Annotated in this window: 23 protein-coding genes; 8 read left to right on the top strand and 15 right to left on the bottom strand. The window is 64.6% G+C overall.

Translation table 11 applies throughout. The annotated features are described in order from the left end of the window. Positions 1-228: 228 nt before the first annotated feature. The 4 genes from GQ57_RS11985 to GQ57_RS11970 all read left to right on the top strand — a co-directional run bounded on the left by GQ57_RS11985 (position 229) and on the right by GQ57_RS11970 (position 4,041). Positions 229-1,446 (top strand): DUF2863 family protein, encoded by a 1,218-nt coding sequence (locus tag GQ57_RS11985; RefSeq protein ID WP_031401885.1) that lies wholly within the window; start codon positions 229-231, stop codon positions 1,444-1,446. A gap of 210 nt (positions 1,447-1,656) precedes the next feature. Then, the gene (locus tag GQ57_RS11980; RefSeq protein WP_034197958.1) at positions 1,657-2,493 is read left to right on the top strand and encodes a response regulator transcription factor; all 837 of its coding nucleotides are present in this window, start codon (positions 1,657-1,659) and stop codon (positions 2,491-2,493) included. Positions 2,494-2,568: 75 nt separating this feature from the next. Then, entirely contained in the window at positions 2,569-3,243 is a 675-nt protein-coding gene (locus GQ57_RS11975; RefSeq protein ID WP_031401887.1) for an energy-coupling factor ABC transporter permease, read from the top strand. A gap of 141 nt (positions 3,244-3,384) precedes the next feature. Next, complete coding sequence (locus GQ57_RS11970; RefSeq protein WP_031401888.1) at positions 3,385-4,041, top strand: BspC domain-containing protein; 657 nt, start codon at positions 3,385-3,387, stop codon at positions 4,039-4,041. 81 nt (positions 4,042-4,122) lie between these two features. Here the strand turns inward: GQ57_RS11970 and GQ57_RS11965 are convergent, their stop codons facing one another. After that, positions 4,123-5,277: a M14 family metallopeptidase gene (locus GQ57_RS11965; protein WP_031401889.1), complete on the bottom strand. Its 1,155-nt coding sequence runs from the start codon at positions 5,275-5,277 to the stop codon at positions 4,123-4,125. A 90-nt stretch (positions 5,278-5,367) separates the two neighbouring features. Next, complete coding sequence (gene yaaA, locus GQ57_RS11960) at positions 5,368-6,150, bottom strand: peroxide stress protein YaaA (protein ID WP_031401890.1); 783 nt, start codon at positions 6,148-6,150, stop codon at positions 5,368-5,370. Positions 6,151-6,207: 57 nt separating this feature from the next. On the opposite strand from yaaA, the gene GQ57_RS11955 reads away from it, so the two are divergent. Continuing rightward, a complete protein-coding gene (locus GQ57_RS11955; RefSeq protein WP_034197957.1) occupies positions 6,208-6,705 on the top strand; it encodes a putative toxin-antitoxin system toxin component, PIN family in 498 nt (165 codons plus the stop codon). 33 nt (positions 6,706-6,738) lie between these two features. Further along, the gene (locus GQ57_RS11950) at positions 6,739-7,911 is read left to right on the top strand and encodes a pyridoxal phosphate-dependent aminotransferase (protein ID WP_034197956.1); all 1,173 of its coding nucleotides are present in this window, start codon (positions 6,739-6,741) and stop codon (positions 7,909-7,911) included. Between the two features lie 50 nt (positions 7,912-7,961). Here GQ57_RS11950 and GQ57_RS11945 read toward each other — a convergent pair whose 3' ends face one another. Then, positions 7,962-8,618: a glutathione S-transferase family protein gene (locus GQ57_RS11945; RefSeq protein ID WP_034197955.1), complete on the bottom strand. Its 657-nt coding sequence runs from the start codon at positions 8,616-8,618 to the stop codon at positions 7,962-7,964. Positions 8,619-8,820: 202 nt separating this feature from the next. Between GQ57_RS11945 and GQ57_RS11940 the strand changes: the two genes are divergently transcribed. Both GQ57_RS11940 and GQ57_RS11935 read left to right on the top strand, forming a co-directional pair. Continuing rightward, positions 8,821-9,612: an oxepin-CoA hydrolase, alternative type gene (locus tag GQ57_RS11940; protein WP_034197954.1), complete on the top strand. Its 792-nt coding sequence runs from the start codon at positions 8,821-8,823 to the stop codon at positions 9,610-9,612. A gap of 243 nt (positions 9,613-9,855) precedes the next feature. Beyond that, entirely contained in the window at positions 9,856-10,548 is a 693-nt protein-coding gene (locus tag GQ57_RS11935; RefSeq protein ID WP_031401895.1) for a glutathione binding-like protein, read from the top strand. A 47-nt stretch (positions 10,549-10,595) separates the two neighbouring features. Here GQ57_RS11935 and GQ57_RS11930 read toward each other — a convergent pair whose 3' ends face one another. From GQ57_RS11930 to GQ57_RS11875, 12 genes are all read right to left on the bottom strand, one after another. After that, positions 10,596-11,072, bottom strand: coding sequence for a MaoC family dehydratase (locus GQ57_RS11930; protein ID WP_031401896.1), 477 nt, complete (start codon positions 11,070-11,072; stop codon positions 10,596-10,598). After that, positions 11,065-11,526, bottom strand: a complete 462-nt coding sequence (locus GQ57_RS11925) for a MaoC family dehydratase (RefSeq protein ID WP_031401897.1) — start codon at positions 11,524-11,526, stop codon at positions 11,065-11,067. The genes GQ57_RS11930 and GQ57_RS11925 overlap by 8 nt, the downstream gene beginning before the upstream one ends. A gap of 37 nt (positions 11,527-11,563) precedes the next feature. Further along, positions 11,564-12,697, bottom strand: a complete 1,134-nt coding sequence (locus tag GQ57_RS11920; RefSeq protein WP_031401898.1) for an acyl-CoA dehydrogenase family protein — start codon at positions 12,695-12,697, stop codon at positions 11,564-11,566. Positions 12,698-12,722: 25 nt separating this feature from the next. Next, a complete protein-coding gene (locus tag GQ57_RS11915) occupies positions 12,723-13,919 on the bottom strand; it encodes an acyl-CoA dehydrogenase family protein (protein ID WP_031401899.1) in 1,197 nt (398 codons plus the stop codon). Positions 13,920-14,168: 249 nt separating this feature from the next. Continuing rightward, positions 14,169-14,591: a DUF1178 family protein gene (locus GQ57_RS11910; protein ID WP_031401900.1), complete on the bottom strand. Its 423-nt coding sequence runs from the start codon at positions 14,589-14,591 to the stop codon at positions 14,169-14,171. A gap of 136 nt (positions 14,592-14,727) precedes the next feature. After that, a complete protein-coding gene (locus GQ57_RS11905; protein WP_034197953.1) occupies positions 14,728-15,318 on the bottom strand; it encodes an NUDIX domain-containing protein in 591 nt (196 codons plus the stop codon). A 317-nt stretch (positions 15,319-15,635) separates the two neighbouring features. Further along, complete coding sequence (locus GQ57_RS11900; RefSeq protein WP_034197952.1) at positions 15,636-15,932, bottom strand: DUF2818 family protein; 297 nt, start codon at positions 15,930-15,932, stop codon at positions 15,636-15,638. Then, positions 15,932-17,386, bottom strand: a complete 1,455-nt coding sequence (gene nuoN, locus GQ57_RS11895) for an NADH-quinone oxidoreductase subunit NuoN (RefSeq protein ID WP_031401903.1) — start codon at positions 17,384-17,386, stop codon at positions 15,932-15,934. Before nuoN ends, GQ57_RS11900 begins: the two co-directional genes overlap by 1 nt. Positions 17,387-17,422: 36 nt before the next feature. Further along, on the bottom strand, positions 17,423-18,913 hold the full coding sequence (locus GQ57_RS11890) for an NADH-quinone oxidoreductase subunit M (protein ID WP_031401904.1): 1,491 nt from the start codon (positions 18,911-18,913) through the stop codon (positions 17,423-17,425). 16 nt (positions 18,914-18,929) lie between these two features. Then, positions 18,930-20,984 (bottom strand): NADH-quinone oxidoreductase subunit L, encoded by a 2,055-nt coding sequence (gene nuoL, locus GQ57_RS11885; RefSeq protein ID WP_034197950.1) that lies wholly within the window; start codon positions 20,982-20,984, stop codon positions 18,930-18,932. Positions 20,985-21,001: 17 nt separating this feature from the next. Beyond that, entirely contained in the window at positions 21,002-21,307 is a 306-nt protein-coding gene (gene nuoK, locus GQ57_RS11880) for an NADH-quinone oxidoreductase subunit NuoK (RefSeq protein ID WP_031401906.1), read from the bottom strand. 18 nt (positions 21,308-21,325) lie between these two features. After that, positions 21,326-21,976, bottom strand: coding sequence for an NADH-quinone oxidoreductase subunit J (locus GQ57_RS11875; protein WP_031401907.1), 651 nt, complete (start codon positions 21,974-21,976; stop codon positions 21,326-21,328). Positions 21,977-22,002 lie beyond the last annotated feature (26 nt).

Below are 22,002 nucleotides of genomic sequence, written 5' to 3'. Positions count from 1 at the left end.
ACTGCAGCACACCACCAGCTTCGCTTCCCCTTCCGCGCCGTGTTTCCGTTAGCGCGAAAGAGGCGTGATTGTAGGCACCTGCCTCGAATCGCGCAAGGGGTGCGACGCAACTTTTTTACGAAAGCAGCGATATGGCCTGCCGACCACGTCTCGGCACGAGACCGCTTATGGTGCAAAGAACGGACTAGAATGTGAGGTTCTTCGCCTCTTTCTATATACGTGTTTAATATGCGCCAGCGAATCGCCAAACGCCTCCCCCCCGATGCCGACAAACTGGTCGGTCTGTCGCTTGCGCTCTTCGCCTCGGGCAGCCGCATCGAGGATCGCTTCTGGGAAGCGAAGCTCGATGCGCTGCTCGCCAAGATCGTCCGCAACGGTAACCAGACCACGCTCGACGCCGCGCTCGACCATCTCCAGCAGAATCACCCCGATGCCTACGGCGCACTCGCCGACATGGCCGAGACGCACAGCGAGTCGATGGTGATCGAGCACGACGGACAGCCGTTCGATGCCCTGCTGGTCGCCGTCCCGGTTCTCGCATGGACGCGCTACATGATTCCGTCGGGCCCGCTCAAGAGCGATGTTGCCGACGCCCTGCGAACGCATCTGCAGGCTCACGTACTGGCGAACGGCACGCTCGTCGGGCTCGCGCCGTTTCTCTACAGCATCGATCAGTTGCCGCGCCACCATGTCGAGACCTACCGGCTTGCGCAGCAGCTCGCACACGGGGCAATCAGCCAGCATACGCCCAAGCTCAGCTTCGGCGACCTGCCTGAAACCTCGCCGATCCTGGCCGACCCGCGCTTCCTGCTCGCCGTCGTCGCCGCCCCCGCCGGCGCGCCGCTGTTCCGCTGGCAGGAAGAGGAAAACGGCAGCCGGATCGAACGCGGCCAGTGCCTCGAACAATGGACGGCCCAGGGCGGCCCGAACCTTTCGATCGCCCTGCCCGGCTGCGAATTCGAGTGCCTCCTTCCGGACGCGTACTATTCGGCCTGCCGCGATGCAGACGAGCGCATCCGTCCGCACACGGTTCGAACCGCCATTCGTTATCTATTCGACACACTTGGTGCAGCACCGCAAGAGCTGCGCGCGGTGGTCGCCGGCTTCGGCGAACGCCGTATCGACGAGTATCGTGTCGGCTTCACGCGACGCGCGAGCAACGACGTGATCTACGGCGTCGTGTGGCCGCTCTACGGCCGCGAAAACGGCGACGTGTCGATCGACAACGCGACGCTCGAAGGCGAAGCGCCGATCGAAGGGCCGCTCGAGGAAATCGTGAGCCTGCTGAAGGAGTGCGGCGTAACCGACGTCCGCCGGCACGCGGGCCGCTTCGAGCCTGAATACTGCGACGACTGCGGCGTGCCGCTCTACGCCGATCCGCTGGGTGAAATCGTCCATGCGGAAATGCCGGAAGACGCATCGCCGGCCCAGCCTCACTTCCACTGACCCGCCTCGCAGGCCCGTCAGGCCTGCCCGCGCCAAGCCGCTCCCGGTTCCCGCCGGAGCGGCTTTTTTCATGTCCTGCATTCCGTCGCCCGAAATTTCAGACTTTTCCTAAGCCTTTCAGCCAAGCAGACATCGTGTAAGGTCTTTGTCATCATCGAACCCAAGGCATGCCCGACGGCAGATCAATGACTCACATCACGGAGGTTGAATATGCGGTTCCTGGTGCTCAATTCAGACGCCGAGCGGCGTGACGGACTGAAGGCCCTGTTGCGGCAGATCGACCGTCACGCCAGCATCAACGATGCGCCCGACAGTTTCCAGGCGCGCCGGCTGTTGCGCACCCAGCGTTTCGACCTCGTCGCGATCGACTGGCTGGACGTCGGCCGCCTCAGCGAACTTCAGGCGCTTTGCAGCGCGTGCTCGCCGGCCCCCGCCGCCGTCCTCGTCGACGAAACCTCGCCGGAGGCCATCCAGCGCTTCTTCAACTACGGCGTCGCCGGCGTGATCCCGCATTCCACGCGACCGCACCTGATCGTCCGCGCGCTCGAGATGGTGCTGCTCGGCGGACACTTCATCCCGCCGCTCGCGCTCAGCCTGCTGCCCTCCACCGCCGCGGCACGCCATGACGCGCATTTCCAGTCGCTTGCCGGCTCGCTCCCGCGCCGCCCGCCGAGCGGCCTCCTGTCGCCGCGGCAGGCGCAGATCATGCGCTTCGTCCACATGGGCAGCACGAACAAGATGATCGCCCGCACGCTCGGCATCAGCGAAGGCACCGTAAAAATCCATCTCGCCAGCATCTTCCAGCAGCTGGGCGCCGCGAACCGCGCCGCCGCGGTCGCGATCTACAACGGGTGGCTGTCGCCGCACCTCGAGGTACTGCTGGCGAACCGCAATCGCACGCGCAAGCCCGCCATCGCCGAACACGGCACGGTCACGCTGCGTACGCAACGGAACGACCGTCCGTACCCGTCGCCGGCCGCCGCTGCCAGTGCGCAAGACCTGCTGCTCGCCGCCGAACCGCCGGCGAGGTTCCGGCGCGAACGCTAGGCAAACAGTCTCGATATTGCGACGTTCGGTATGTGCGGATTCCCACCTTTGATGCTCAACGAGTAATATGAACGCATGGGTTTTCTTTTCACACCGCTTCCGCTCTGGGTTGGCATCGGTGGCTGGATCGCCGCCGCGGTCCTGCTCGCGCTCGCGATCTGGAAGCGCCCCTTCGTGCGCTTGCAGGACGCCACGCTCCAGCACGTGTGGCTCGCGCTCGTCACCGCGATTGCGGTCCTCTGGGCGTCGAACGCATGGCTCGAAGACGGCATCGTCATGCATCTGCTCGGCGCAACGCTGCTCGTCACATTGTTCGACTGGACGCTCGCACTGATCGCGATGGGCGCCGTCACGGCCGTTGCCGCGATCATCTTCGACGCGCCGTGGCAGGGCATTGGCCTGACTTATCTGATCTACGGCGCGCTGCCGGTCGCCGTATCGGCACTGCTGCAGCGCGCCGCACTCGCATGGCTGCCGCACAACCTCGCGTCGTTCATCACCGGCCAGGGATTCCTGTCACCGGCCATCGCGATCGTTGCGGTTGCCGCTGCCGCGGCCGGGGTGCAGCTCTCGCTCGCCGATGGCGTGCCGGTCGTGATTCCGGCCGGCTATCTGCTGAACACGGCGCTGCTGGCACTTGGCGAAGCGTGGTTCACCGGCATGGCCACGGTACTCATCGCGGTCTATCGCCCCGCATGGGTCACGACCTTCGACGTCCGGCGCTATCGCCTCGGCGGCCCGCGCGCCTGATTTCCCGCGCCCGTCCGCGACACTGTCGGCCCGTGCCGGCAGCACCTTCCGCAACGCGGCAGAATGCGACATCTACTGCCGCACAACTTTTTTACGCTAAGATTGAACTCCGGTTCTTCATCGGGCATCTATACGTGCCCGATGTCTCATTCGCTCCTCACCAATAACCAGATGGACAGCTCTCCTGCGTCGCTCCGGATTTTCCGGGCGCTCGGCAAGCTGGCAGCCTGTATCGCGGGCCTGTCGCTTGCGCTTCCGACACCGGCACTCGCCGACCTGCTCGACCAGCGCTCCGAGTTGATCAACAAATTCGTCAACGAAATGCATGCCGACCCGCTCGCCGCCGATTGCGCGGCGCACGGCAGCTTCATCGCGAGCACGTCGTCCGCCTTCGACCGCGTCGACTTCGCACCGAATGCATTCGACAGCGGCAACACAACGATCACCCCGTGGAACGACTCGTTCGACCAGGGCAAGCAACGCGTGAAGGTCGACAACATCGTCACCGTCGACGGGCTCGGCATCCACAACGACGGCAGCGACCCGACGCCGCTGAAATTCCGATGCGGTTACGTCGGCCAGCAAATGCTCGCGTTCAGCTGGAACGATCCGGTTCCGCCGCTGAAGCCGCGCGTCGAACGCTCCACGTCCTCGACGAAGAAATTCAAGGGCAAGTCGCATCGCGGCAAAGCCAAGGCGAAGGCATCGGGCCGCACCGGCAGCAAGAAGGCCGTCGCAACGAAAAAGTCGAGCGGCCAGAAGAAAGCCGTGAAGAAGAAAACCGCGAAGAAGTCCTGATTCGACGGAGCGACAACGACGGAAGAAAAAAGCCGGGGCATCGTGAGATGCCCCGGCTTTTTTCATGCGGCGACGCTACGCTTACGCGAACGCCTCGACGTGCACGAGGATCGCGGCCAACATCGCCGCGCCGAGCGCCGCGCTGCGCTCACCGTTCCAGCCGACACGCTCGTCAGGCAGGTTCGCGTTGTCCTTGAACGGCATCTCGAGCGTCAGCGACAGGCAGCCGAACTGGTGGCCGATGTATTTCGACGCGAGCTTGAGCGCATCTTCCTTGTACTTGCTCGCCGCGTAGCCATGTTCGGTCTGGAAGTCGGGACTCGCGACCTTGAACGCGTCGATGAATGCGCGCTGCTCCTTGCCCTGCTGCTCGGTAAAGCTCGGCAGCATTTCCGAACCTGCGACGAACACGTACGGCAGATCCTCATCGCCGTGGATGTCGAAGAACATGTCGCAGCCGGTCGCGTGGATCGCATCGCGCACGGCCAGCACCTCGGGGCTGCGTTCGCCATCGGGCTCCATCCACTCGCGATTCAGGTTCGCGCCCGCCGCATTGGTGCGCAGGTTGCCATGCACGCTGCCGTCCGGGTTCATGTTCGGGACGATGTGGAACGTCACGCGATCGTAGAGTTTGCGCGCGACCGGATCGCCGGCCCAGTCGCCCCATCCGGCCAGTCGCTTGACGAGGCCCTCGACGAACCATTCGGCCATCGTCTCGCCCGGATGCTGGCGCGCGATGATCCAGACCTTCTTCTTCGACACGCCGTCGGTTTCCGGCGTACCGAGCGTCAGCAGCGACATCGGGCGGCCTTCGACCGTGCGGCCGAGCTCGACGACACCCGCCTGGGGCAACTGCTGAACCGCGCCGAGAAACGCCGCATGACGCTCTTCCGAATACGGCTCGAAATACGCGTAATAGATGCTGTCGAATTCGGGCACGTGATCGATGGTCATCGTCTTGCCATCGAACGTCGTCGGCACGCGAAACCAGTCGACACGGTCATAGCTCGCCACCGCGCTGTAGTTGCGCCAGCCTGACGGATAGGCGCACTCGGCCGCGTTCTCGAACGTCATCACGCATCGCTCGCCACGTGCGCCCGTGAGGCGGTAGTAAAACCATTGCGCGAATTCCGAGTGGCTGTCGCCGCGTACGCGCAGCCGAATCGCATCGGGGCTGTCGCACGACACGACGTCGATTGCGCCTGCGTCGAAATTGCTGGTGATCGAAAGGGTCATCTGTCTCTCCTCTGGTGCGACCGGAACCGGCGGTGTACCGCTTGCCCGGACTCATGCATGCGCCGGCCGTCTCGTGAACGGCCGGCATGGTCACTCGCCGACTCGCCGGCGATATACGTAAGTCGTATCGTTCGAAGCGGCCGCATCGAACGCGTAGCCTTCCGTCGCGAACGCTTTCAGCGCCTTCGGTTCGGCGATGCGGTTCTCGACGATGAAACGCGCCATCAGGCCGCGCGCGCGCTTCGCGTGGAAGCTGATGATCTTGTAACGGCCGCCTTTCCAGTCCTCGAACACCGGCGTGATGACGGGAGCGGCCAGCAATTTCGGCTTGACCGACTTGAAGTACTCGGTCGACGCGCAGTTGACCAGCACGCGCGCGGCGCCGCTGCGCGTTTCGAGCTGTTCGTTCAGCGCGCGCGTGATGCGGTCGCCCCAGAATGCGTACAGGTCCTTGCCGCGCGCGTTCGCGAATCGCGTCCCCATCTCGAGCCGGTACGGCTGCAGCAGGTCGAGCGGGCGCAACAGCCCGTACAGGCCCGACAGCACGCGCACGTGTTGCTGCGCATAGTCGAGATCGGTGGCGGACAGCGATTTCGCGTCGAATCCTTCGTAGACGTCGCCGTTGAACGCGAGTACGGCCTGCTTCGCATTGTCCGGCGTAAAGGTCGGCGACCAGTCCGCGTAGCGCTGGAAGTTAAGGCGCGCGAGCGGATCGGAAATATCCATCAACGTCGCGATGTCTTGCGGCGAAAGCTTGCGCAGGCCGTCGATCAGCTCCGACGCGTCGTCGACGAATGCAGGCTTCGTGTAAGACTGGACGTGCGCGGGCGTATCGTAGTCGAGGGATTTGGCAGGAGAGAGAACGATTATCATAGAGGCTCGCTGGCACGCCGTGCCTTGCGGTCAGACGAAAACCACCGATTGTAACGAATGACCCGCTCTCTCGCCCCGCACGCCGCGCATCGCGTCGTGCTCGACTCGAACGTCTGGATCGATATCCTCGTATTCGACGACCCCGCTACCCGCCCGATCCGCGCGGCACTGGAGCGCGGCGCGCTTGCCGCTGTGATCGACGGCCGCTGCCTGACCGAGCTCGAATACGTGCTCGACTATCCGCAGTTCCAGGCTCGCGCGGTCGACAAGGCGGCCGCGCTCGCGACCGTCGCCCGCCTGGCGAGCCTGGTCGAGCCGCCGCCGCTCGCCGCCGATGCGCCGCCGCTGCCGAAGTGCAAGGATCGCGACGACCAGAAGTTTCTCGAACTCGCCCGCGCCGCACAGGCCGAATGGCTGGTCTCGAAAGACCGCGCGCTGCTGAAGCTCGCGAAGCGCACCGCACGCGACTTCGGTTTCCGGATCGCACAACCCGCACCTTTTGCCGAGGCTTGCGCGCTCGACGTCGCGCCGGCCGTCACCGTCACGCCGGCCTGACGCATCCGGCACCAACCGATTCCGACCGTATCGATAAACGCTCCTTCAGACATGCCAACGACTCCCGTTTTCCCCTCACGCCTGCCGAACGTCGGCACGACGATCTTCACGGTCATGAGCGCGCTTGCCGCGGAAAAAGGCGCCGTGAATCTCGGCCAGGGCTTTCCGGATTTCGACTGCGATCCGCGCATCGTCGAGGCGGTTGCGGCCGCGATGCGCAACGGACACAACCAGTACCCGCCGATGGCCGGTGTCGCGCCGCTGCGCGACGCGATCGCCGACAAGATCGCACAGGTCTATGGCCGGCGTTACGACCCGGCCACCGAAATCACCGTCACGGCCGGCGCGACGCAGGCGCTGCTCACGGCGATCCTGTGTTCGGTGCATCCCGGCGATGAAGTGATCGTCGTCGAACCGACCTACGACAGCTACCTGCCGTCGATCGAGCTCGCGGGCGGCAAGCCCGTATTCGTCACGCTGGAGGCCCCCGATTACGCGATCCCGTTCGATCGCCTGGCGGCCGCGATCACGCCGAAAACGCGCATGATCCTGATCAACACGCCACATAACCCGACGGGCACCGTGTGGCGCGAGTCGGACATGCGCAAGCTCGAGGAGATCGTGCGCGGCACCAACGTGCTGATCCTGTCCGACGAGGTCTACGAGCACATGGTCTACGACGGCGCGCGCCACGAGAGCGTCGCGCGCTACCCGGAACTCGCCGCGCGCAGCTTCATCGTGTCGAGTTTCGGCAAGACCTATCACGTGACGGGCTGGAAGGTCGGCTACGTGGCGGCGCCTGCCGCGCTGACCGCGGAATTCCGCAAGGTCCATCAGTTCAACGTATTCACGGTGAACACGCCGATGCAGATCGGGCTCGCCGACTATCTGCGCGACCCGGCGCCATACCTGACGCTCCCCGATTTCTACCAGAAGAAGCGCGACTTCTTCCGGGCCGGCCTCGAACGCACGCGCTTCAAGCTGCTGCCGTGCACCGGCACCTACTTCCAGTGCGTCGATTATTCGGCGATCAGCGACCTGCCGGAAGCGGAATTCTCGAAGTGGCTGACGTCGGAGATCGGCGTGGCCGCCATTCCGGTGTCGGCGTTCTATCACGAGCCGCACGAATCGGGCGTCGTACGATTCTGCTTCGCGAAACAGGAAAGCACGCTCGCCTCCGCCCTCGAACGGCTCGCGAGGCTGTAAGGCTGTAGACCGGCACGGGCGGCATCGGGCCGCCGTGCCGAACCCGCGCGTTACGAACGCGCGCCGCTCGTCGCTTCGACATAAGCCTTGCGATCGGCCGCCACGCGCTGCGCGGCCGCGCGTTCGCCGACCTGCTTCGCGTGCGCCTTCCAGTCGATACCCGCATCGAGCAGGAAGTCGCGTCCGAACACCGCCTTCGTCGCCATCCCGATGATCGGCAGATGGATCGATGCGGCAATGTCCGCCAAGGTGAACGACTCGCCGAGCACATAGGGCGAAAATTGCGTCATCTGCTTGAACGCCTCGATCGCGCGCGGCAGGCGCTTCTCGACGTGCGCTTTCATCCCGTCGCTGACCTTGCCGCCGAAAAACGCTTCGGTATAGACCTCGCGCGCCATCCATTCGAGATACAGCTCGAGCGTCCCGACCAGTTCGCGCACCTTCGCAGCCGCGAACGGGCTCGCCGGGAAGATGCCTTTTCCGGGATAGCGCGCCGCCAGGTATTCGACGATCGCCTGCGACTCGAACAGCGCGCCCTCTTCGGTCTTCAGGAACGGGATCTTGCCGAACGGCGAATCGACAAGCCGGGCCGGATCGCTGATCGGCAAGCCGCACACCGACTCTTCGAACGGGATGTCGTGCTCGAGCAGAACGAACTTCACCTTGTTGTAATAGTTGGACAACGGAATACCGCACAGCTGTAGCATCGGAGTCTCCTTCCTGGCTGGAACGCAGCCGCAACGGTGCCGGCCGCATCGGGATTCGTCGCGCTGAAAAGCACGTTCGTGCTAGTCTAAAGCAAGTTTTGCGTTCGTCACGACAACATTACATCCGCTGCGGCAGCGTATGCATCCGCGTGCGCTTCGCGTGCGGCGCCGCAGCCCCGCCCTACGATGGAGACACGCTCGCATGAGTGCTGAACTGCTGGCCTCGCGTCCGCCCGAGAGCGAATCGACGCTCGTCCTCACGCTGTCCAATCCGGGCGCGCGCAACGCGCTGCATCCCGACATGTACGCGGCCGGCGTCGAAGCGCTCGCCACGGCCGAGCGCGATCCGGGGATTCGCGCCGTCGTCCTGACCGGTGCCGATCGCTTCTTCTGCGCAGGCGGCAACCTGAACCGGTTGCTCGAGAACCGCTCGAAGGATCCGTCCTTTCAGGCGGACAGCATCGACCAGCTCGCCGCATGGGTGACGGCGATCCACGCATCGACGAAACCGGTGATCGCGGCAGTCGAGGGCGCCGCGGCAGGCGCGGGCTTCTCGCTCGCCCTCGCGTGCGACCTGATCGTCGCCGCGCATGACGCGAAATTCGTGATGTCGTATGCGCGCGTCGGCCTGACGCCCGACGGCGGCGGTTCGTGGTTCATCGCCCGCGCACTGCCGCGTGCGATCGCGGCCGAGATCCTGTTCGAAGGCAAGCCGGTGACCGCCGAACGGCTGCAAGCGCTCGGCGTCGTGAATCGGCTCGCCGCCCCCGGGGCGGCACTGAGCGATGCGCTGGAATGGGCGGATGCGCTCGCCGGCATCTCGCCAAACGCACTCACGCGCATCAAGTCGCTGCTCGACGAAGCGACGACGCAGCCGCTCGACGCGCATCTCGGTACCGAGCGCGATCATTTCGTCGCGTCGCTGCATCACGCTGACGGGCTCGAAGGCATCACGGCATTCCTCGAAAAGCGCCAGCCCCGCTACAAGCGCTGATCCGCCTCGCCGTCCCCGCGGTCATCGCATCGCCGCCACATCGATCCGTCCCAACACGGCGACGCTACCCGCTTCACCCGAGCGGGACGTCAGGCCGCCGCCCGACGCGCGCGACCGCACGCACGCGCATGCGCTGGCACGCCCGTTTCCGCCGCCAGCAGCCTGCGTCGATCCATGCTCTAATGACCGCCTTGCCGCGGCGCTGCCTGCGCCGTTTTCGCGCATGCCATAAAGGAGTTGACGATGATCGACGTCTACAGCTGGGCGACCCCGAACGGTCACAAGGTGCACATCCTGCTCGAGGAAACGGGCCTCGCCTATCGTGTGCATCCGATCGATATCGGCGCGGGCGACCAGTTCGCGCCCGAGTTCCTGAAGATCAGCCCGAACAACAAGATCCCCGCGATCGTCGATCCGGACGGCCCCGGCGGCCGGCCGATCTCGCTGTTCGAATCGGGCGCGATCCTGATCTACCTCGCGGAGAAGACCGGCAAGTTCCTGCCGACCGATCCGGCCGCGCGCTATGCGACGCTCGAGTGGCTGATGTTCCAGATGGGCGGCGTCGGCCCGATGCTCGGGCAGGCGCACCATTTCCGCCTGTATGCTCCGGAGAAGATCGAGTACGCGGTCAACCGCTATACGAACGAGGCAAAGCGCCTGTACAACGTGATGGACAGGCGCCTCGGCGAATCCGGATATCTCGCGGGCGACACGTACACGATCGCGGATATTGCGACGTTCCCGTGGACGCGCTCGTGGCAGAACCAGGGCATCGTGCTCGACGAATTTCCGAACGTGAAGCGCTGGTACGACACGATCGCCGCACGGCCGGCGGTGCAGCGCGGCGTCGAAGTACTCGCGTCGATGCGCAAGGCGCTGCAGGACGACAAGGCGCGCGAGGTGTTGTTCGGCGCGACGCAGTACGCGAAGCACTGACGCGCAGGTGACGAACGGGGCGGCATCCGTGCATGCCGCCCCGCGCTTCAGAAGTAATGCAGCGTGATGAATTCCGCCATGCACACCGGCAGCGGCGCATCGGGGTGCTCGGCCTGCACCGACACCGACCACGTCACCTGCACGCCGCCCCGCGCGGCCTCGGCGGTTTCCTTTACCGCGAACAGCGCGCGCACGCGCGAACCGACCGGCACCGGCTTCAGGAACCGCACGCGGTTCAACCCATAGTTCACGCCCATCTTCTGTTCGAGACGCATCGCATCGGTCATCAACGCGGGAATCAGCGACAGCGTCAGAAACCCGTGTGCGATCGGTCCGCCGAACGGCGACTCGCGCCGCGCGCGCTCGGGATCGACGTGAATCCATTGACGATCGCCGGTCGCATCGGCGAAGCGGTCGACGCGCTGCTGGTCGACCGGAATCCAGCTGCTCTCGAGCGGCTCCCCACCGACGAGCGCCTGCAGGGCTTGTGCCGATGCGAGCAGCGGCAATGTCGCATCAGTCATGCGTGCCTCCCGGATGACGCAGCCCGAAAATCACCTTGGAATGCACGGTGATCACCGTCTCGCCGCCGCCGTTCACGCCGATCCATTCCGTCGACACGATGCCGCGGTCGGGCTTGCTCTCCGACACGCGCTTGTCGTGGATCTTCTGGTACATCGTGATCGTGTCGCCGGCGCGCACCGGCTTGAGCCAGCGGATCGAGTCGATGCCGGGCGAGCCCATGCTGGTCGAGTCCGACCCGAGCTTCTTGATGAGCAGGCTCATGAACACCGAACACGTATGCCAGCCGCTCGCGACGAGACCGCCGAACGGCGACGCCTTCCCCGCCTCCTCGTCGAGGTGGAACGGCTGAGGGTCGTAGCGTTGCGCGAACGCCTTGATGTCGTCGGGTTCGAACGTGTAGCGGCCCACTTCGCTCGTGCTGCCGACTACCAGGTCTTCGTAACTGATGCCCACTGTATGTCTCCTTGTCTGGCGCGCTCACGCGTCGCCGTCATGCCGCATCGGCCTGCGCGAAATCGGGCAGCCCCGCGATGCGGGCAAGATGATGATCGGTGTCGCCGAGCGTCGTCTCGATGATCGACAGCCGCTTGAACAGATGCGCGGCGGCGACCTCGTCGGTCACGCCCATGCCGCCGTGCAGCTGCACGGCCTGCTGGCCGACGAAGCGTGCGGCGGCACCGACGCGCGCTTTCGCGGCCGACACGGCCTTGCGCCGTGCATCCGCGTCGCCGCTCGCGTAACGCACGGCCGCCAGATAGGTCAGCGACCGCGCCTGCTCGGCGTGGATCAGCATGTCGACCATCCGGTGCTGCAGCGCCTGGAAGCGCGCGATCGGCACGCCGAACTGCTCGCGCGTCTTCGTGTATTCGACCGTGGCGCGATTCAGTTCGTCGAGCGCACCGACCGCTTCCGCGCACAGCAGGAACGTCGCGTAATCGGCGATCTGCTCGAGCGCGGCCGCGTCGCGCGCCCCGCCCGTCAGCAGCCGGGCCGGCGTGTCATCGAACGCGAGCGTCGCGGCACGCTGGCCGTCGATGGTCCGGTAGTCGAGCACCTTCGCATTCGCGGCGTCGCGTTCGACCACAAAGAGGCCGATGCCGCCGCTGTCGACGCGCGCGGGCACGATCCACGCATGCGCCTGTGCGCCGTGCTGGACGACCGACTTGGTACCGGTCAGCCGGTACGCGCCGCCCTGCTCGCGCGCGTGCGTGTCGAGTTCGAACAGGTCGTAGCGCGCATGCGGCTCGTGGAACGCCACCGCCACGCGCTTCTGCCCCTGTGCGATCGCCTCGAGCAGCGCGGCATCCTCGCCCGCGCCGGAACCGGCGATCCGCAATGCCTCGACGCCGACCGCCGTCGCCCAGTACGGCTCGATCACGAGCGCGCGGCCGAGCGCCTGCATCGCAACCAGCATGTCGACCGGGCCGCCGCCCAGGCCGCCGTGTACATCCGGCACCGGCAGTGCGGTCAATCCGAGCTCGGCAAACGCGCTCCATTGCGCATCCGACACGCCCGCGTCGCTGCGCACGATCGCCTGGCGGGCATCGAAACCGTATCGCTCGCCGAGATAACGGCGCAGTGCGTCGGCGAATTGCTGCTGCTCATCGGTAAAGCTGAAGTCCATGGTTGTCTCCGCTCCCGTTCCGTGATCACAGACCCAGAATCATCTGCGCGATGATGTTCTTCTGGATCTCGTTCGAACCGCCGTAGATCGACGTTTTCCGGTAATTGAAGTAATACGCGGCAAGCGGCGCCGCATCGTCGTCGCCCGCCACGCTGTGCTCGCGCCGGCCGTCGAGGAACGATACGTCGAACGGGGCGGCCAGCGGGCCGATCGCCTCGAACATCAGCTCCGTAAGGGCCTGCTGCACTTCGGTGCCCTTGATCTTCAGCATCGACGCCTCGGGGCCCGGCCCCTTGCCGCTCGTCTCGCGGCTGACGACGCGCAGCACCGTCACCTCGAGCGCCATCAGTTCGACTTCGAGCGCCGCGACTTTCGCGGCGAATACCGGATCGGCGAGCAACGGCTTGCCGTTCTTGCGCTGGTTCGACGCCACCCGCTTCAGGAAAACAAGCTCGCGCTTCGACGCGCCGACGCGCGCAATGCCGGTGCGCTCGTGGCCGAGCAGGTATTTCGCGTAGGTCCAGCCGCGGTTCTCGTCGCCGACGAGATTCCCGACCGGCACCTTCACGTCCTCGAAGAACACCTCGTTGACCTCGTGGTCCTCATCGAGCGTGATGATCGGACGCACCGTGATGCCGGGCGTCTTCATGTCGATGAGCAGGAACGAGATGCCCTCCTGTTTCTTCGCATCCGGATCGGTGCGCACGAGGCAGAACATCATGTCGGCGTACTGGCCGAGCGTCGTCCAGGTCTTCTGGCCGTTCACGACATAGTGGTCGCCGTGACGCTCGGCGCGCGTACGCAACGAGGCGAGATCGGATCCGGAGCCGGGCTCGGAGTAGCCCTGGCACCACCAGTCCGAGCCGTCGAGAATGCGCGGCAGATAGTGACGCTTCTGCGCTTCGCTGCCGTACTTCATCAGCACCGGCGCGACCATCGATACGCCGAACGGCAGCACCGTCGGCGCACCGATCCGCGCGCACTCCTCATCCCAGATGTGCCGCTGCGTCGCATTCCAGCCGGGGCCGCCGTATTCGGTCGGCCAGGCGGGCGCGGACCAGCCGCGCCGGCCGAGTGTCCGGTGCCAGCTCGCGAAATCCTCGCGATCGAGTCGTTTGTGATCGAGTACCTTGGCGCGCAGTGCGTGAGGCAGGTTGGCCTCGAGCCAGGCGCGGATGTCGGCGCGAAATGCGTCGTCGGCGGGGGAATAGTCCAGATCCATGCGCAGGGTCTCCTGTCGATCGGCGCGAGCGCTTCAGCGCTGACTCCGATCCCATGCTTCGCTATCGACCGGAGCGGGCGCTGCAGCGCTTGCCCCGGTCCCATGCTTCGCCATCGATCGGAGCGGGCGCTGCGGCGCTTACCCCGGCCTGTGCCCGGCGGCCGACCCGGGATGAGCGCTGTCGCGCCTGCTCGGGTCGCACGCAAGGCTTGCCGCGGCCATCCGACCCGGCAAGCCCCCCTGCATCCGTTATTGCAGTGGTTCTTTCAGCGCGGCAGGAATCGGCAGCGGCATCACGTCGATGCCTTCTTCGGCCAGGGATTGCGCATCTTCGGGCGTCGTGACGCCACGAATGCTGCGAGCCGGCGCCTCGTTGTAATGGATGCGCCGCGCTTCCTCGGCGAAGCGCTCGCCCACGTTCTCGGTCTTCTCCAGCACCTCGCGCAACGCGCGCATCACCTGCGCCTGCAGCGCACGCGGATCGGCCGGCTGTGCCTGCGTCGCGCCGGACAAATTCAGGCGCGGCGCCGACGGCAGACGGCTGACCTCGTTCGTCCCGCACACCGGGCATTCGACCAGCTTGCGGGACAACTGCGCTTCGAATTCATCGGCGGAAGCGAACCAGCCTTCGAACCGATGACCGTGCGGACACTGTAAATCGAGGACCTTCATGCTGAATCAGGGCGTGAGACGAGTGTAGCGCAAAAAGCGCTTTTGTGAACGATCGTGCTAAATACCGATCGTGAGACGCGACGGCATCGCGTCACCGGATTGTAACGCGGCACCCCACCCGTCGCTGACGCCGCGCTCAAGGCGTCAGGATCGGCCCGAGCGGCCACGTGCCGGACAGCACCTTGTCGAGCCACATCGTGCCGATGATCGTCTTGACGTCGGAGATCTGGCCCGTGCGCACCCATTCCTGCAGGTCGGCCTGGGTGGCGATGAAGGTTTCGAGGAATTCGCCTTCGTCGAGCTTGCGCTCGCCCGCCGTCAGCCCGCGTGCAAGGTAGAGATCGATGAATTCGGTCGAGTAGGAAATGATCGGGTGAATCCGCGCCAGGAACACGTATTCGCGCGCCGTGTAACCCGTTTCCTCGCGCAGTTCGCGCACCGCGCACGCGAGCGCGCCCTCGTCCGGATCGAGCTTGCCGGCCGGGAATTCGGCCATCACCTTGCCGATCGGGTAACGGAACTGGCTTTCCATCAGCACGCGGCCGTCGTCGAACAGCGGGATCACCATCACGGCGCCCGGGTGCTGGACGTATTCGCGCAGGGCCTTGTTACCGTCCGGCAGGCGGACGGTATCGCGCTTGAGCTTGAGGAACGCGCCGTCGAAGATCGCCTCGCTTTCGAGGCAGGTTTCGGTCAGTGCGGCGTCGTGATTGGGTAGTTCGGCCATCGGCGGCTCCAAAATTGAGCGCGACGGCCAAGGGCCCGTCCGCGCTAACAACGAGCTTGCGCTGGCCGCCGGAAGGGCCGGGCGCAAGGCTTGCGACGAAGCGGATACTCAACGGTTTCGCAAGGAGCATGGCGCCGCGATCGGCGCTTCCGGCGGCCAGCCCCACGCGTGATTTTTTCGGTCAGGGGAGCGCGCCGCCCGCCGCATTGCGGCGTCGATCGTCGACTGTCTGGCACGGCCGAACGACGCTACCCTCCCCTGCATTGCGGCCGGCAAGGCGCGTTCGCACGCTCGCTGTCGGCGCGGACAGGCCCTGGTCAGCGCCGTTTGACGAGATACTGGAACGTGAAGCCGGGAAACGCGAACACGACGAAAAGACTGAACGTGATCGCGTAAAACTGCCAGCCCTGTTCGAAGCGGTTGCCGGCGCGCGACTCGAGCCAGAAGCCAAGCGCACCGACGACGAAGTACAGCACGATCAGCTCGCCGATCCGCACCCACGCACTCTTCTTCGCCACGCCGAACGGCACGACGGCGAAGAGGCGTTGGTTCAGGAACGGCAGGTTGGCGCACACGAGCGCCAACAGCACGATGAACCAGCCGGCTGCCGACATTACAGCGGAAGCGTGTGACGAATTGCCTGCAGGCAGGCCGTCAGCAGCGGGCTCGGGATCAGGCCGAGCACGACGACCGCCAGGCCGTTCAGCACGAGGATCGTACGCTTGCAGAAGTCGCCCGAGATCGGCGTTGCATCCTGCGGTGCATCGAAGTACATCAGCTTCACGATGCGCAGGTAGTAGAACGCGCCGAACAGCGACGTGATCACGGCCAACACGGCCAGCCACGTGAGGCCCGCGTTGACGGTCGCCTCGAGCACGGCAAGCTTCGCGTAGAAGCCGACGGTCGGCGGGATGCCGGCCAGCGAGAACATCATCACCATCATCACGAACGCGAACACCGGGCTGCGCTTGTTGAGGCCCTTGAAGTCGTCGATCGATTCGGCTTCGAAATCGCGGCGCGCGAGCAGCATCACCACGCCGAACGAGCCGAGCGTCGTGATCAGGTAGACGATCGCGTAGAACATCGCCGAGCTGTATGCATTCGCCGGTGCCGCCGCGTCGCCCTTCACGATGCCCGCGAGCAGGCCGAGCAACACGAAGCCCATGTTCGAGATCGCCGAGTACGCGAGCATCCGCTTGATGTTGCGCTGGACGATACCGGTGATGTTGCCGACGATCAGCGACAGCGCGGCGAGGATCACGAGCGCGGTCTGCCAGTTCTGTGCGAGCGGCAGCAGGCCCATCACCAGGAAACGCAGGCCCCACGCAAACGCGGCAACCTTCGGGCCGCCGCCGACGAACAGCGTCATCGCGGTCGGTGCGCCCTGGTAGACGTCCGGCACCCACATGTGGAACGGCACGGCGCCGAGCTTGAATGCGATACCGGCGACGATGAAGACCACGCCGAACATCAGCACGGCCGCGTCGGTGTTGCCGCCGACCGCCTTGTACACCTCGCCCAGCTCGAGCGAGCCGGTCGCACCGTACAGCATCGAGATGCCGTACAGCACGAAGCCCGACGCGAGCGCGCCCAGCACGTAGTACTTCATCGCGGCTTCGCTCGACTGCGCGGCGTCGCGGCGCAGCGCGATGACCGCGTACAGCGACAGCGACATCAGCTCGAGGCCGAGGTACAGCGTCAGGAAGTTGTTGCCCGACACCATGACCAGCTGGCCGAGCAGCGAGAACATGCCGAGCAGGAACACGTCGCCGCGGAACATGTCGCGATCTTCGAGGTACTTGCGCGAATAGACGAGCGAGACCGCGAAACCGAACGACACGACAGCCTTCATCGTGCTCGCGAACGAGTCGACGACGACCATCTTCGAGAAGAAGTAGTACTGCTGCGGGTCGAGTGCCTGCACCGCGAACCACACGCCGGCGACGACCGACGATACGACCGCGATCAGATAGGTCAGGCGGCGGCCGGAAGCACCGGTAAAGGTGTCGTTCAGCCATGCGACGACGATGGCGGCCATCACCAGCGCGTCAGGCAACAGGACATTCATAGGAGCGTTCATGATCTTGATTTCCTCCGCTCGCGATTACTGCGCCAGCGGCAGCTTGGACTGCGCGACATGGGAGAGGAGGTTTTCCACGGAAACGTGCATCACGTCGGTGAAAGGCTTCGGATACAGGCCCATCAGCAGCGTGAACGCGGCGAGCACACCCAGCATCAGGAATTCGCGACGGCCGATATCCTTCAGCTTGGCAACGTGATCGTTCGCGACGGCACCGAAGTACACGCGCTTGTACATCCACAGCGTGTAGGCCGCGCCGAGGATCAGCGTGAACGCCGCGCCGAATGCGATCCAGAAGTTGTACTGGACGGCAGCGAGAATCACCATGAACTCGCCGACGAAACCCGAGGTACCCGGCAGGCCGCAGTTGGCCATCGAGAACAGCATCGCGAATGCGGCGAACTTCGGCATCACGTTCACGACGCCACCGTAATCGGCGATCTGGCGCGAGTGCACGCGGTCGTACAGCACGCCGATGCAGAGGAACATCGCGCCCGACACGAAGCCGTGCGAGATCATCTGGATGATCGCGCCTTCGACGCCGAGCTGGTTGAAGATGAAGAAGCCGAGCGTGACGAAGCCCATGTGCGCGATCGACGAATACGCGACCAGCTTCTTCATGTCGGCCTGCACCATCGCGACGAGACCGATGTAGATCACCGCGATCAGCGACAGCGTGATCACGACGGGCGCCAGGAAGTGGCTCGCGTCAGGCGTGATCGGCAGCGAGAAGCGCAGGAAACCGTAGGCGCCGAGCTTCAGCATGATCGCCGCCAGCACGACCGAGCCGCCCGTCGGCGCTTCCACGTGGGCGTCCGGCAGCCAGGTGTGCACCGGCCACATCGGCACCTTCACCGCGAACGCGAGGAAGAATGCGATGAACAGCAGGATCTGCGGCGTCATCGCGATCTTCGCGTTCTGCCACGTCGCGAGGTCGAACGAGTGCGTTTCCGTGTACAGGTAGATCAGCGCGACCAGCATCAGCAGCGAGCCGGCCAGCGTGTACAGGAAGAACTTGAACGCCGCATACACGCGGTTCGGGCCACCCCACACGCCGATGATGATGTACATCGGGATCAGGGTCGCTTCGAAGAACACGTAGAACAGCAGGCCGTCGGCCGCCGAGAACACGCCGATCATGATCCCGGACAGGATCAGGAACGCCGCGAGGTACTGCGCGACGTTCTCGGTGATCACTTCCCAGGCGGCGATCACGACGATCACCGTAATCAGCGCGGTCAGCACGACGAACCACATCGAAATGCCGTCGACGCCGAGGTGGTACGCAATGTCGAAGCGCTCGATCCAGGTCGACTTCTCGACGAACTGCAGCGCGGCCGTGCTCGAATCGAAGCCCGTGATCAGCGGGATCGTGACCGCCAGGCCGAGCAGCGAACCGATCAGCGCGATCCAGCGGGCCGTCCCCGGATTTTTGTCGTTACCCACCGCAAGCACGAGGAGGCCGAAAACGATCGGCAGCCAGATCGCGGTACTGAGAATCGGAAAAGCGTGCATTAAGTTGTCCCCCGCCTTATTTGCCGCCGAGCGTTACAAACAGGGTCAGGAGCCCCAGCATGCCGATGATCATGGCGAACGCGTAGTGATAGATGTAACCGGATTGGAGGAAGCGGATCACGCTGGCGAACCAGCCGATGAACCGGGCGCTGCCGTTGACGAGGCCGTCGATCACGACGACGTCACCTTCCTTCCACAGGCCGCGGCCGATCGCCACCGAACCACGGGCGAACACCACTTCGTTGATCTTGTCCATGTAGTACTTGTTGTCCAGCAGCGTATAGATCGGGCCGAACGCGCGGCGGATCGACGCCGGCAGCTCCGGACGCTTCAGGTACAGGAACCAGGCGACAACGACACCAGCGAGCGCGAGCCAGACCGGCAGGCCCGATATCGAGTGCAGACCCATGCTCGCCCAGTTGGTGAACTCGTGGCCCATTTCCTCGAGCGCCGGATGGTTTTCGCCGATGAAGATCACCTTGTCGAACGCCACGCCGTGCGAGAAGAAGTCGCCGAACAGCATCGGGCCGACCGCGATCGCACCAATGATCAGCGACGGGATCGCCAGCAGGACCAGCGGCACCCACACGACCCACGGGGTCTCGTGCGGTTCGTGCGCGTGGTCGTCATGACCGTGGCCATGGCCGTGGTCGTCGTGGCCGTGCGCAGCCGCCATGCCCATCGGCGATTCCGGATGCTTCGGCTTGCGGAAACGCTCTTCGCCGTGGAACACCAGGAAGTACATGCGGAACGAGTACAGCGCCGTGACGAACACGCTCGCGACGACTGCGAAGTACGCGAAGCCCGAACCCGGCAGGTGCGACAGCTTCACCGCGTCGATGATCGAGTCCTTCGAGTAGAAGCCCGAGAAGAACGGCGTACCGATCAGTGCGAGCGAACCGACGAGCGACGTGATCCACGTGATCGGCATGTACTTGCGCAGGCCGCCCATGTTGCGGATGTCCTGGTCGTGGTGCATGCCCATGATCACCGAGCCCGCGCCGAGGAACAGCAGCGCCTTGAAGAACGCGTGCGTCATCAGGTGGAACAACGCGACCGGGTAAGCGGACACGCCGAGCGCGACGGTCATGTAGCCGAGCTGCGACAGCGTCGAATACGCGACCACGCGCTTGATGTCGTTCTGGATGATGCCGAGGAAGCCCATGAAGAGCGCCGTGATCGCGCCGATCACCGTGATGAACGACAGCGCGGTGTCCGACAGCTCGAACAGCGGCGACATGCGCGACACCATGAAGATGCCGGCCGTGACCATGGTCGCCGCGTGAATCAGCGCCGAGATCGGGGTCGGGCCTTCCATCGAGTCCGGCAGCCACACGTGCAGCGGGAACTGTGCCGACTTGCCCATCGCGCCGATGAACAGGCAGATACAGGCAACGGTCAGCAGGCCCCAGTCGGTGCCCGGGAAGTGCAGGCTCGCGAGTTCCGCGCGCTTCGCGAACACTTCGCCGTAGTTCATCGAGCCGGCGAACGCGAGCAGCAGGCCGATGCCGAGCAGGAAGCCGAAGTCGCCCACGCGGTTCACGAGGAACGCCTTCATGTTCGCGTAGATCGCGCTCTCACGCGTGAAGTAGAAGCCGATCAGCAGGTACGACACCAGACCCACCGCTTCCCAGCCGAAGAACAGCTGCAGGAAGTTGTTGCTCATCACGAGCATCAGCATCGAGAACGTGAACAGCGAGATGTACGAGAAGAAGCGCTGGTAGCCGTCTTCCTCCGCCATGTAGCCGATCGTGTACACGTGCACCATCAGCGAGACGAAGGTCACGACGACCATCATCATCGCGGTCAGCGAATCGACGAGGAAGCCGATCTCGAGCTTCAGCGAACCGACGTTCATCCATTCGTAGACGGTCGCGTTGAAGCTTGCGCCGCCCATCACGTCGAGGAAGACTTTCGCCGACAGGAGGAACGCGATCATGACGCCGAGGATCGTGATCCGGTGTGCGCCCTTGCGTCCGACTGCGTTCCCGAACAGCCCCGCAATCAGCGAGCCGGCCAGCGGAGCGAGCGGAATCGCCAGCAGCAGGTTTTCATTGAGTGTCGTTGACATAACAGCGTAGCCTGAGATTAACCTTTGAGCTGATCGAGATCCTCGACATTGATCGTGTCGAGCTTGCGGAACAGGGTCACCAGAATCGCGAGACCGATCGCGGCTTCCGCTGCGGCAACAGTCAGCACGAAGAACACGAAGATCTGGCCGTGTATATCGCCGAGGTAATGCGAAAACGCGACGAAGTTGGTATTCACCGCCAGCAGCATCAGTTCGATCGACATCAGGATGATGATGACGTTGCGGCGGTTCAGGAAGATCCCGACGATCGCGATCGCAAAGAGGATCGCGCCGAGCACGAGGTAATGAGCAAGAGTCAGCATGGTTTTCGTTTTCTCCGCTTAGCCGTTGGTGCTCGGACCGGCTTCGCTCTGCGCCGTTTCCGGCTGCGGCTTTTCCGCGTCCATCTTCACGAGGCGCACGCGATCGTTGCGGCGCACCTTGACCTGATCCGACACGCGCTGGCGCTTGCTGTCCTTGCCCTTGCGCTCGGTCAGCCCGATCGCGGCAATGATCGCGACCAGCAGCACGAGGCCGGCGATTTCAAACGCGAAGATGTAGTCGGTGTAGATCACCTTGCCGATCAGTCGCGTGTTCGACCAGTTGGCCATCTCGCCCGTCGCCATCGCGTGCACCGTCTGCGTGTCGCCGTAGCCGCGCCACAGGATCAGCGCGGTTTCGATCACGATGATCGCGCCGACCACGGTCGCCATCGGCACGAAGCGCTTGAAGTCTCGGCGCAGGTAGTCGATGTTGATGTCCAGCATCATCACGACGAACAGGAACAGCACCATCACCGCGCCCACGTAGACCAGCACGAGCAGGATCGCGAGGAACTCCGCTTCCAGCAGCATCCAGATCGCGGCGGCGTTGAAGAACGCCAGCACAAGGAAAAGCGCAGACGCCACCGGGTTGCGCGAAGTGATCACCTTCAGCCCTGATACCACCAGGAGCAGCGCGAAGATGTAGAACAGTACGGTCGTGAATTCCATGATTACCGGTTCATCGTTAGGCCATA

Source organism: Burkholderia sp. MSh2 (assembly GCF_000731655.1).
Classification (GTDB): domain Bacteria; phylum Pseudomonadota; class Gammaproteobacteria; order Burkholderiales; family Burkholderiaceae; genus Burkholderia; species Burkholderia paludis.
Note: the sequence above shows the minus strand (reverse complement) of the source record. Positions and strands in the feature narration are given on the sequence as shown.

Excerpts from the sequence above, each read along its gene's own strand:
- GQ57_RS11985 (WP_031401885.1), top strand. The coding sequence starts at position 229 with ATGCGCCAGCGAATCGCCAAACGCCTCCCCCCCGATGCCGACAAACTG.
- GQ57_RS11980 (WP_034197958.1), top strand. The coding sequence starts at position 1,657 with ATGCGGTTCCTGGTGCTCAATTCAGACGCCGAGCGGCGTGACGGACTG.
- GQ57_RS11975 (WP_031401887.1), top strand. The coding sequence starts at position 2,569 with ATGGGTTTTCTTTTCACACCGCTTCCGCTCTGGGTTGGCATCGGTGGC.
- GQ57_RS11970 (WP_031401888.1), top strand. The coding sequence starts at position 3,385 with ATGTCTCATTCGCTCCTCACCAATAACCAGATGGACAGCTCTCCTGCG.
- GQ57_RS11965 (WP_031401889.1), bottom strand. The coding sequence starts at position 5,277 with ATGACCCTTTCGATCACCAGCAATTTCGACGCAGGCGCAATCGACGTC.
- yaaA (WP_031401890.1), bottom strand. The coding sequence starts at position 6,150 with ATGATAATCGTTCTCTCTCCTGCCAAATCCCTCGACTACGATACGCCC.
- GQ57_RS11955 (WP_034197957.1), top strand. The coding sequence starts at position 6,208 with ATGACCCGCTCTCTCGCCCCGCACGCCGCGCATCGCGTCGTGCTCGAC.
- GQ57_RS11945 (WP_034197955.1), bottom strand. The coding sequence starts at position 8,618 with ATGCTACAGCTGTGCGGTATTCCGTTGTCCAACTATTACAACAAGGTG.
- GQ57_RS11940 (WP_034197954.1), top strand. The coding sequence starts at position 8,821 with ATGAGTGCTGAACTGCTGGCCTCGCGTCCGCCCGAGAGCGAATCGACG.
- GQ57_RS11935 (WP_031401895.1), top strand. The coding sequence starts at position 9,856 with ATGATCGACGTCTACAGCTGGGCGACCCCGAACGGTCACAAGGTGCAC.
- GQ57_RS11930 (WP_031401896.1), bottom strand. The coding sequence starts at position 11,072 with ATGACTGATGCGACATTGCCGCTGCTCGCATCGGCACAAGCCCTGCAG.
- GQ57_RS11920 (WP_031401898.1), bottom strand. The coding sequence starts at position 12,697 with ATGGACTTCAGCTTTACCGATGAGCAGCAGCAATTCGCCGACGCACTG.
- GQ57_RS11915 (WP_031401899.1), bottom strand. The coding sequence starts at position 13,919 with ATGGATCTGGACTATTCCCCCGCCGACGACGCATTTCGCGCCGACATC.
- GQ57_RS11910 (WP_031401900.1), bottom strand. The coding sequence starts at position 14,591 with ATGAAGGTCCTCGATTTACAGTGTCCGCACGGTCATCGGTTCGAAGGC.
- GQ57_RS11905 (WP_034197953.1), bottom strand. The coding sequence starts at position 15,318 with ATGGCCGAACTACCCAATCACGACGCCGCACTGACCGAAACCTGCCTC.
- GQ57_RS11900 (WP_034197952.1), bottom strand. The coding sequence starts at position 15,932 with ATGTCGGCAGCCGGCTGGTTCATCGTGCTGTTGGCGCTCGTGTGCGCC.
- nuoN (WP_031401903.1), bottom strand. The coding sequence starts at position 17,386 with ATGAATGTCCTGTTGCCTGACGCGCTGGTGATGGCCGCCATCGTCGTC.
- GQ57_RS11890 (WP_031401904.1), bottom strand. The coding sequence starts at position 18,913 with ATGCACGCTTTTCCGATTCTCAGTACCGCGATCTGGCTGCCGATCGTT.
- nuoL (WP_034197950.1), bottom strand. The coding sequence starts at position 20,984 with ATGTCAACGACACTCAATGAAAACCTGCTGCTGGCGATTCCGCTCGCT.
- nuoK (WP_031401906.1), bottom strand. The coding sequence starts at position 21,307 with ATGCTGACTCTTGCTCATTACCTCGTGCTCGGCGCGATCCTCTTTGCG.
- GQ57_RS11875 (WP_031401907.1), bottom strand. The coding sequence starts at position 21,976 with ATGGAATTCACGACCGTACTGTTCTACATCTTCGCGCTGCTCCTGGTG.